This is a genomic window from Kitasatospora sp. NPDC057500 (genome assembly GCF_042802195.1).
Taxonomy (GTDB): Bacteria; Actinomycetota; Actinomycetes; order Streptomycetales; family Streptomycetaceae; genus Kitasatospora.
The window spans coordinates 1-8429 of the sequence record NZ_JBHVER010000281.1; the positions used below are offsets into that span (position 1 = coordinate 1).

Annotated in this window: 8 protein-coding genes; 5 read left to right on the plus strand and 3 right to left on the minus strand. The window is 73.8% G+C overall.

Annotated features, from left to right (window positions below; translation table 11 throughout):
* Positions 1-105: 105 nt before the first annotated feature.
* A complete protein-coding gene (locus ACFU74_RS34270) occupies positions 106-300 on the minus strand; it encodes a hypothetical protein (protein ID WP_380763977.1) in 195 nt (64 codons plus the stop codon).
* A 190-nt stretch (positions 301-490) separates the two neighbouring features.
* Between ACFU74_RS34270 and ACFU74_RS34275 the strand changes: the two genes are divergently transcribed.
* Together ACFU74_RS34275 and ACFU74_RS34280 are read left to right on the plus strand one after the other, a co-directional pair.
* Positions 491-1264 carry an SDR family NAD(P)-dependent oxidoreductase gene (locus ACFU74_RS34275; RefSeq protein ID WP_380763979.1) on the plus strand — a complete coding sequence of 258 codons (774 nt, stop codon included), beginning with the start codon at positions 491-493 and terminating at the stop codon, positions 1262-1264.
* 177 nt (positions 1265-1441) lie between these two features.
* Positions 1442-3256 (plus strand): ABC transporter ATP-binding protein, encoded by a 1815-nt coding sequence (locus ACFU74_RS34280; protein WP_380763981.1) that lies wholly within the window; start codon positions 1442-1444, stop codon positions 3254-3256.
* Between the two features lie 93 nt (positions 3257-3349).
* On the opposite strand, the gene ACFU74_RS34285 is transcribed toward ACFU74_RS34280, so the two are convergent.
* Positions 3350-4018 carry a lysophospholipid acyltransferase family protein gene (locus ACFU74_RS34285; protein WP_380763983.1) on the minus strand — a complete coding sequence of 223 codons (669 nt, stop codon included), beginning with the start codon at positions 4016-4018 and terminating at the stop codon, positions 3350-3352.
* A gap of 216 nt (positions 4019-4234) precedes the next feature.
* On the opposite strand from ACFU74_RS34285, the gene ACFU74_RS34290 reads away from it, so the two are divergent.
* Positions 4235-4447, plus strand: coding sequence for an EF-hand domain-containing protein (locus ACFU74_RS34290; protein ID WP_380763985.1), 213 nt, complete (start codon positions 4235-4237; stop codon positions 4445-4447).
* 97 nt (positions 4448-4544) lie between these two features.
* Here ACFU74_RS34290 and ACFU74_RS34295 read toward each other — a convergent pair whose 3' ends face one another.
* Positions 4545-6755 carry a CDP-glycerol glycerophosphotransferase family protein gene (locus tag ACFU74_RS34295; protein ID WP_380763987.1) on the minus strand — a complete coding sequence of 737 codons (2211 nt, stop codon included), beginning with the start codon at positions 6753-6755 and terminating at the stop codon, positions 4545-4547.
* A gap of 642 nt (positions 6756-7397) precedes the next feature.
* On the opposite strand from ACFU74_RS34295, the gene ACFU74_RS34300 reads away from it, so the two are divergent.
* Together ACFU74_RS34300 and ACFU74_RS34305 are read left to right on the plus strand one after the other, a co-directional pair.
* Positions 7398-7673 carry a hypothetical protein gene (locus ACFU74_RS34300; RefSeq protein WP_350542760.1) on the plus strand — a complete coding sequence of 92 codons (276 nt, stop codon included), beginning with the start codon at positions 7398-7400 and terminating at the stop codon, positions 7671-7673.
* Between the two features lie 242 nt (positions 7674-7915).
* On the plus strand, positions 7916-8365 hold the full coding sequence (locus tag ACFU74_RS34305) for a secondary thiamine-phosphate synthase enzyme YjbQ (protein ID WP_380763989.1): 450 nt from the start codon (positions 7916-7918) through the stop codon (positions 8363-8365).
* Positions 8366-8429: the final 64 nt, after the last annotated feature.

Consider the following 8429-nt stretch of genomic DNA (forward strand, 5'->3'; position numbering starts at 1 on the left):
GGGGGCGGCCCGCTGGCCCGGGCCCCGGGGCCCGCGGGCGGGTCGGGGCCGGGGGGGGCTGCCCCCCCGCCCGCGCCCCGGCCGGGTCGACCGGATCCGGGGGGCCTACTTGTCCTTGGGCGCCTTCTGCGGCGACAGCAGGATGAGTCCGAGAAGCAGGAGCAGGCCTGCGGCTTCGGGCTGGTACGTGGGCGCGTCGCTGACAGCCGCCTCGTCCTCCGTGATCAACGTACCGAGCGCGTCGATCTCGGCCTGGGTGGCGAGCGGGGCCCGCGTCGTACGGGTGGTCTGAGCAAGCATCTGAGTGCCTCCTCATCGAAGTTCCACCGCCTGGTCCGGCGATGCCCCCTCGATCGACGATACGAGCACGAACCGACCGGCGCCACCCCTGCACGCTCCGTCACTCTCGTCACGGTGAGGCATCGCGCAGGGGCGCAGCGGCAGCGTCGCCGGACTGTCGCGGATACCCGCGAGTAGGTACGGTCGCTGCATGACCACTGCCTTGATCACCGGCGCGACCGCCGGCATCGGAGCCGCGTTCGCCCGCCGGCTCGCACGGAGCGGCTACCGGCTCGTCCTGGTGGCCCGGGACACCGGGCGGCTGGAGCGTTCCGCCGAGGACCTGCGCGGGAGGTTCGGCGTGGAGGTGGAGGTGCTCGGCGCCGACCTCGCCACCGACGAGGGGATCGCGGCGGTCGAGGCCCGCCTGGCCGACGGCGACCGCCCGGTGGACCTCCTGGTGAACAACGCGGGCTTCGGCAACCGGGGCGCGTTCTCCACCGTGCCGCTCCAGGACGAGCTGGACATGCTGAAGGTGCACATCGAGGCGGTGCTGCGGCTGACGACGGCCGCGCTGCCGGGGATGCGCGAGCGCGGCCGTGGCGCGGTCGTCAACGTGGCCTCGGTGGCGGCGTTCCTGCCGCGCGGCACGTACGGGGCGAGCAAGGCCTGGGTGGTGAGCTTCACCCAGGGCGTGATGCGCGACCTCGGCGGCACCGGGGTGCGGCTGATGGCGCTCTGCCCGGGCTTCACCCGCACCGAGTTCCACCAGCGGGCCGGCATGGGGACCGACAACATCCCCGCCTGGGGCTGGCTGTCCGCGGAGCGCGTGGTGGACGAGGCGCTGCGCGACCTGGCCCGGGGGCGTTCGGTGTCGGTGCCGAGCAAGCGCTACAAGCTGGCGGTGGCCGTCGCCCGGGTGCTGCCGTCCGGGGGGCTCGGCGGCGTCTCCTCCAGGGCGGCCCGCACCTACCGCACCACCTGATCCGAAGGAGGGGGCGGCCGGACGGCCGGGCGGCCATCGCGGAGGGCGTCTCACTATTAGCTTTGCTAACTATGAGCCTCTCTCGTTATGCTGGCCACCGCCCGACCGCCCACCCGCCGCCGGCGCGCGCCCCCGGGCGCCGCGCCCGCCCGGCCGTCCGAGGGAGGCTGCCCGCCCGTGCGCCCCGAAGGCATCCAGTGGACCCCGCCCGCCCGCACCGAGGACGACCCGCGCCCGCCGGCCCAGTGGCGCCGCATCCTCGCGCTCTTCCGCCCCTACTCCGGCCGCCTCGCCGTCGTCGGCCTGCTGGTCGCCGCCTCCGCCGTGGTCTCGGTGACCACGCCGTTCCTGCTGCGCGCCGTCCTGGACACCGCCATCCCGCAGGGCCGCACCGGCCTGCTGACCGCCCTGGCGCTGGGCATGGTCGGCGCCGCCGTGGTCAACAGCATCTTCGGCGTGCTGCAGACGCTGATATCCACCACCGTCGGCCAGCGGGTCATGCACGACCTGCGCACCGCCGTCTACGGCCACCTCCAGCGGATGTCGCTGGCGTTCTTCACCCGCACCCGCACCGGCGAGGTGCAGTCCCGGATCGCCAACGACATCGGCGGCATGCAGTCCACGGTGACCTCCACCGCCACCTCCCTGGTCTCCAACTTCACCGCCGTGACCGCCTCGGTGGTCGCCATGGCGGCCCTGGACTGGCGGCTGACCGTGGTCTCGCTGCTGCTCCTGCCGCTGTTCGTCTGGATCAGCCGGCGGGTCGGCAACGAGCGCAAGAAGATCACCGGTGAGCGGCAGAAGCAGCTCGCCGCGATGAGCTCGGCGGTGCAGGAGTCGCTCTCGGTCAGCGGCATCCTGCTCGGCCGCACCATGGGCCGCTCCGACTCGCTCTCCCGCGAGTTCACCGGCCAGTCCGACCGGCTGGCGGAGCTGGAGGTGCGCGCCTCGATGGCCGGGCGCTGGCGGATGAACACCATCCAGGTCGTGATGGCCGCGATGCCCGCGGTGATCTACTGGGCGGCCGGCGTGGCCGCGGCCGGCGGCGCCCCGATCGTCTCGGTGGGCACCCTGGTCGCCTTCGTCTCGCTCCAGCAGGGCCTGTTCCGCCCGACGGTCAGCCTGCTCTCCACCGGCGTCCAGGTGCAGACCTCGCTCGCGCTCTTCCAGCGGATCTTCGAGTACCTCGACCTGGCCGTGGAGATCGACGAGCCCGAACGCCCCGTCACCCTGGACGCCGTGCGCGGCGAGGTCCGTTTCGAGGGCGTCGAGTTCCGCTACGACCCGGCGCAGGACCGGCCCACCCTCGCCGGGGTGGACCTGCGGATCCCGGCCGGTGGCTCGCTCGCGGTGGTCGGCGGGACCGGCTCCGGAAAGACCACGCTCAGCTACCTGGTGCCCCGGCTCTACGACGTCACCGGCGGCCGGGTCACCCTCGACGGGGTCGACGTGCGCGAGCTGTCCTTCGAGACGCTCGCCCGCGCGGTGGGCGTGGTCTCCCAGGAGACCTACCTCTTCCACGCCTCGGTCGCCGACAACCTGCGCTTCGCCAAGCCGGACGCCACCGACGCGGAACTCGTCGCCGCCGCCAGGGCCGCGCGGATCCACGACACCGTCGCCGCCCTGCCGGACGGCTACGACACCCTGGTCGGCGAGCGCGGCTACCGCTTCTCGGGAGGGGAGAAGCAGCGCCTCGCGCTCGCCCGCACCATCCTGCGCAACCCGCCGGTGCTGATCCTCGACGAGGCCACCAGCGCGCTGGACAACAGCACCGAACGCGCCGTCCAGGAGGCCATCGACGCCCTCGCGGCGGGCCGCACCACCATCACCGTCGCGCACCGGCTCTCCACCGTGCGCGCGGCCGACCAGATCGCCGTGCTGGAGCGCGGCGAGGTCGCCGAACTCGGCACCCACGACGAACTGCTGGCGGCGGACGGCCGCTACGCCGCGCTGCTGCGCCGGGAGGCCCCGGCCGTGCCGGTCGCCCCTTGAACCCGGCGCGCGCCTTGTCGCCGCCGCGCCCTGACCCGGCCGCGCGCCTTGTCGCCGCCGCGTCCTGATGCCGCCGCGCCGCCCGCCCCCGGTTCAGGCGGCCTTGGGGACCTCGTTGTAGGTCTGCGCGACCTCCTGGCCGGAGAGCCGCTGGATCGCCGCCATCACCTCGTCGGTGACCTGGCGGCGGGCCTTGAGCGACCGGGCCTGCCCGTGCAGCTCGTCGAAGTGCAGCGGCTCGCCGAAACGGACCGTCACCTTCTTCAGGCGCGGCACCCGCTTGCCGACCGGCAGGATCTCCTCCGGCCCCTCCAGCGCCACCGGCACCACCGGGACGCCGGCGGTGAGGGCCAGCCACGCCACGCCGGTCTTGCCGCGGTAGAGCCGCCCGTCCAGCGAGCGGGTCCCCTCCGGGTAGATGCCGAAGGCCTTGCCGTCCTCCAGGATCTCCAGCGCCCGCTCCAGCGAGGCCTGCGCGGAGCGGTAGGTGCCGCGCTCGACCGGCACCGCGCCGATGCCCTGGAAGAAGCCGCGGGACAGCGCGCCCTTGAGCCCGGTGCCGGTGAAGTACTCGGCCTTGGCCAGGAAGTGCACCCGGCGCGGGGCGGTGAGCGGGATCACCACGCTGTCGATGAACGAGAGGTGGTTGCTGGCCAGGATGACGCCGCCCTTGCGCGGCACGTTCTCGATGCCCTCGATGGTGGGTCGCCAGATCCCCCGGGCGAGCGGTTTCAGCACCAGCCTGGTGACGAGATCGAGCATGGTCCCTCCCTGGACGAGCACGCCCGAGAGGTGCCCGGGCCTGGGGTTACGACGAGCGGCGTTCGGTTGGCCCGGCCGGGCCGGGATCAGAACCGCAGACTACGACACCCACCCCGGCGGCCGTCCACTCCCGCCGACCGTGGCGCTCACCACGGCCCGGTAGGGTACGGCCGTCGGAAATACACATCAGCATCTGGTCATCCCAGGGAGGGCCCCATGGCAGACGTCGACACCATCCGCGCGGCGTTCGACAAGTACGACGTGAACGGCGACGGCCGGATCACCGCCACCGAGTACGCGCTGGTCGCGCGTGAGCTCGGCGACCTGACCACCTCGATCGCCGTGGCCGAGGCCGTCATCAAGACGATGGACACCAACCACGACGGCGAGCTGACCTTCGACGAGTTCCTCGCCGCGCGCCAGGGCTGACCCGCCGAGGACGGGGCCCCGGGCGCGGCTTAAGTTCTACCGACCGGGGCCCCGTCGCCGTGTTCACCGGCCTCGCGCCGGTGTCCCGGCGGGCGTCTCAGCCGGTGGTCGGGAAGACCCGGCGGACCACCCGCTCCGCCGCCCCGCCGTCGTCCCACGGGTTGAAGCGCTTGCGGAACTCCGCCCGCGCCGCCGGCTCCGGGTCCCCGGCCAGCAGCGCCGCCGCCAGCCCCTGCGGATCCGTCGTCAGGGCGCCCGGCGGCTGCTCGAACAGGTCGAAGTAGACGCCGCGGTCCCGCTTGTACTCCTCCCAGTCCGGCGCGAAGATCACGATCGGCCGGTCCAGCACGGCGTAGTCGAACATCATCGACGAGTAGTCCGTGACCAGCACGTCCGCCGCCAGGTAGAGGTCCTCCACGGTCGGGTGCGCCGACACGTCCACGATCCGCGCCGCGCCCTCCTGCTCCGTCAGGTCGCCCGGGCCGCCGGTGTGGAAGTAGTGGGTGCGCACCAGCAGCGTGAACTCCGGCCCCAACTCCCGGGCCAGCTCCCGCACGTCCAGCAGCGGCACGTACCCGCCGCGCGCCTCCCGGTGGGTGGGCGCGTACAGCACGGCGGTGTGCCCGGGCTCCAGGCCGAACCGCTCGCGCATCGCCGCCGAATCGGCCGGCGTCGCGCGGGCCAGCCGGTCGTTGCGCGGGTAGCCGGTGTCCAGCATCTCGTAGCGGCCGGGGAAGGCGCGGGCGAAGTGCTCGCTGGTGTGCGGGTTGGAGGAGACCAGGAAGTCCCAGCGGTCCACGGCTTCCTGGAGCCGGTCGAAGTCCATCCCGTCGGCGGCCACCGGGTGGTCCCTGAGGTCCATGCCCATCGCCTTGAGCGGTGTGCCGTGCTGCGTCTGGACGTGCACCGTGCCGGGCCGCTTCACCATCGTGCGCGGGAAGTTGACGTTGTTCACGAAGTACTTCGCGGTGGCCATCGTCCTCAGGTAGGCCGGGGTGTTGACGACGACGTAGGGCACGCCCTGCGGCAGCGTCGCCGCCTGCGCCCGGTTCTCCACCACCCAGACGCCGCGGACCGCGGGCGCCAACTCCTTCGCCTTCTCGTAGATCGCGGCCGGGCTGCACGCGTAACCCCGGTGCCAGTACGCGGCGTAGACCGCCAGGTTCGGGTCGAGCGGCATCCGGCGGAAGGCGTTGTACGCGGTGAAGCGGGCGCTGCTGCGCACCCCCTTCTTCAGGGCCGGCGCCACCGCCCTGGCCCCGCGCTTGAGCTCGCGCGGCAGCCGTCCCGTACGGCGCAGCTCCGCGTACGCGCGCCGGGAACCGCGCGCCGCGAGCCGGTACTGCACCCCGCGCACGCCCCCGGGGAAGCGGTAGCCCGCCGGACGGTGCCGGGCGAAGTGCCCGGCGATCCGGCGGAAGAACTCCGGCCGCAGCCCGACCGGGACCAGCCCCGGGGTGTCGTAGACGGTGAGCGCCTGCTGCACGGTCCGCTCGAAGACCAGGGTGCGCAGTTCCCCGGGCACGGGCCGGCCGGGGCGGTCGGGCCGGTCCAGGAAGGCGAAGATCGCGTCGTACTGGGCGAAGGCGTCGGCGTGCCTGGCGGAGGCGGTGCTGGTGATCGCCCCGGCCCGGCCGCGGCGGTAGAAGTAGCAGGGGCGGTCGAGGTAGCGCAGCCGCTCGGCGGCGAGCAGCGCGGGGTAGGTGACGGAGATGTCCTCGTAGTAGCCGCGGCCGAAGGAGACGCCGAGGCCGAGCAGGAACTCCCGGCGGAACACCTTGTTCCAGACCGACATCACGGTCTTGAACAGCGCCGGGTGCTCGGCCAGCGTGCACCCGGCGACGAGCGGGGAGCCGGTCAGCACGTGCCGCCAGGGGTTGGGCTCGGTGCCGCCGTCGGGGTAGACGTGGGTGAAGTCGGTCAGCAGCACGTCGGCGGGGGCCCCGCCCCGCTCCGTGCGCTCCGTCTCCGCGGTGAGCTCGTCGAGGAGGGCGGCCACCGTGCCCTCGGGCACCCAGTCGTCGCTGTCGACGAACCAGACGTAGCCGCCGCGCACCTCGGGCAGGGCGGCGGTGCGGGCGCCGCCGAGACCCTGGTTCTCGGCGAGGTGGAGGACGCGCAGCCGCGGGTCGCGGGCCGCGTACTCGTCCAGGATCGCGCCGCAGCGGTCGGGGGAGCGGTCGTCGACCGCGATCACCTCGAAGCGGGACTCGGCGGAGGGCGTGTCCGCCAGGAGGGAGTCGAGGCAGCGCGGGAGGAAGCGCTCCACCCCGTGGACCGGGAGCACGATGCTGAGGAGGACTGGCACGCTGGCCGAGTCTACCGAGGCGGCGCAAGGGCTGAACCCGCAGGTCCGCGGGGCAGGAGCCGCCGGTGCCGGACCCCGTGCGGGGCGGCACCGGCAGCCTGGTGGCGGCCCGGCCGACCCTCACGGCCGGCCGCCGGTCCGAGCACCGCCCGAACCTGGCCGCCGCAGCGTCGAGGCGGCCTGGCAGTAGGCGCGGGGGAGCCGGAATCTTCATCAGTCGAACACGACGATGGGCGCGACTCGCGCCCGCGTGATCGCTACCGATACTGCTTGGAGACCGCCCCCGCGTCAATCCCTCATTTGCGTTCACTTCTTAAATGGATAGTCGTACCGACCCTGCGGTGAAGCAGGGCTCCCGGCGGCAGCCCGGCGGACACGGGAGGTGAGGCGGTGGTGACTCCGCGCGCCCGGCGCGCATCCGCACGGCGGGCGCCGGGTGCGCGACCCGGCGAACCCGCTGACGAATGCCCGGTCGTGCACCATCATTGATGCCTAGTCGTGACCGCTCGGGCAGCCCCTGGTGCGGTGTCAGTTGACGCCGCACGGTACGGTGGCAGAACACCGGGACGGTTGCGCGAAGACCGTCTGTCGCGGATAGTCTTCGCCTCACGGCCCTGGCGCCTCGTAGGGGTGGGAAATCAGATGGAACACATGCAAGTGCGGACTCGGCCCCGCGTGCCGGCGATCCAGTGCGGTGTCGGCACGACCGGCCGCCGGATCGACCGGCACCTGGCTGTGCTCGGCGCGCCCGCGCTCCCGGCGGTGGACACCGCCGAGGCGCTCGGGTTGATAAGGGAGCTGACGCCGCGCGGTGTCGGCGCTCCGACCGCGCCGCCGCGCCGCCATGCGCGGGTCAGGCTGCTGGCGCCGCTGCGCCGACTGCGGCGCGGGCTCTTCGGCGGGCGCGGCCGCGGCTGAGGGGCCGACCGGCCCCGGGGCGCGCCACCGCCCTCCGCACCCACCTGCACCGACCCGGCGGATCCTCGCGACCGCCGGGTCTTCGGCGTGCCCGGAACCGGACGCCCCGGGCCCGCGCCGCCCCGGCTCGCCGCACCGCCCGGATTGGTCTGAACCTCTCATGGTAAACCGACTTGCCCCACCGGCACGGAGAGTCGGCGAGGCTGGTCGGGCCGCCCCCGGACGTGGGCGAGGATGGCGCCATGGCGGACCACACCCACACCACCCCCCACTCCACGTCCTTCCGGACCGAGACCATCGAGATCACCACCGGCAGTCGCGAGGTCGCGCTCGACATCACCGACCGCTGCGCCCGGTTCCTCGACCTGCACGCCGTCGGCCGGGACGGCCTGCTCAACGTCTTCGTTCCGCACGCGACCGCCGGGATCGCCGTCCTGGAGACCGGCTCCGGCAGCGACGCGGACCTGCTCGCCGCCCTGCGCCAGCTGCTGCCGGCCGACGACCGCTGGCAGCACCGGCACGGCACCCCCGGCCACGGCCGTGACCACGTCGTCCCCGGACTGGTCGCCCCGCACGCCACCCTGCCGGTGATCGACGGGCGGCTCGCGCTGGGCATCTGGCAGTCGGTGGTCCTCGTCGACACCAACGGAGACAACCCGCGGCGCACCGTCCGGCTCTCCTTCCTGGGCTGACCGGCGCAGCCCCGGGGCCGCCCCGGGGCGGCCGAGCGGTGCGGGGCCGGGGGCGGGCCTAGCC

Bases quoted from the DNA above. Each gene is read 5' to 3' on its own strand.
- ACFU74_RS34270 (WP_380763977.1), bottom strand. From the start codon at position 300: ATGCTTGCTCAGACCACCCGTACGACGCGGGCCCCGCTCGCCACCCAG.
- ACFU74_RS34275 (WP_380763979.1), top strand. From the start codon at position 491: ATGACCACTGCCTTGATCACCGGCGCGACCGCCGGCATCGGAGCCGCG.
- ACFU74_RS34285 (WP_380763983.1), bottom strand. From the start codon at position 4,018: ATGCTCGATCTCGTCACCAGGCTGGTGCTGAAACCGCTCGCCCGGGGG.
- ACFU74_RS34290 (WP_380763985.1), top strand. From the start codon at position 4,235: ATGGCAGACGTCGACACCATCCGCGCGGCGTTCGACAAGTACGACGTG.
- ACFU74_RS34300 (WP_350542760.1), top strand. From the start codon at position 7,398: ATGGAACACATGCAAGTGCGGACTCGGCCCCGCGTGCCGGCGATCCAG.
- ACFU74_RS34305 (WP_380763989.1), top strand. From the start codon at position 7,916: ATGGCGGACCACACCCACACCACCCCCCACTCCACGTCCTTCCGGACC.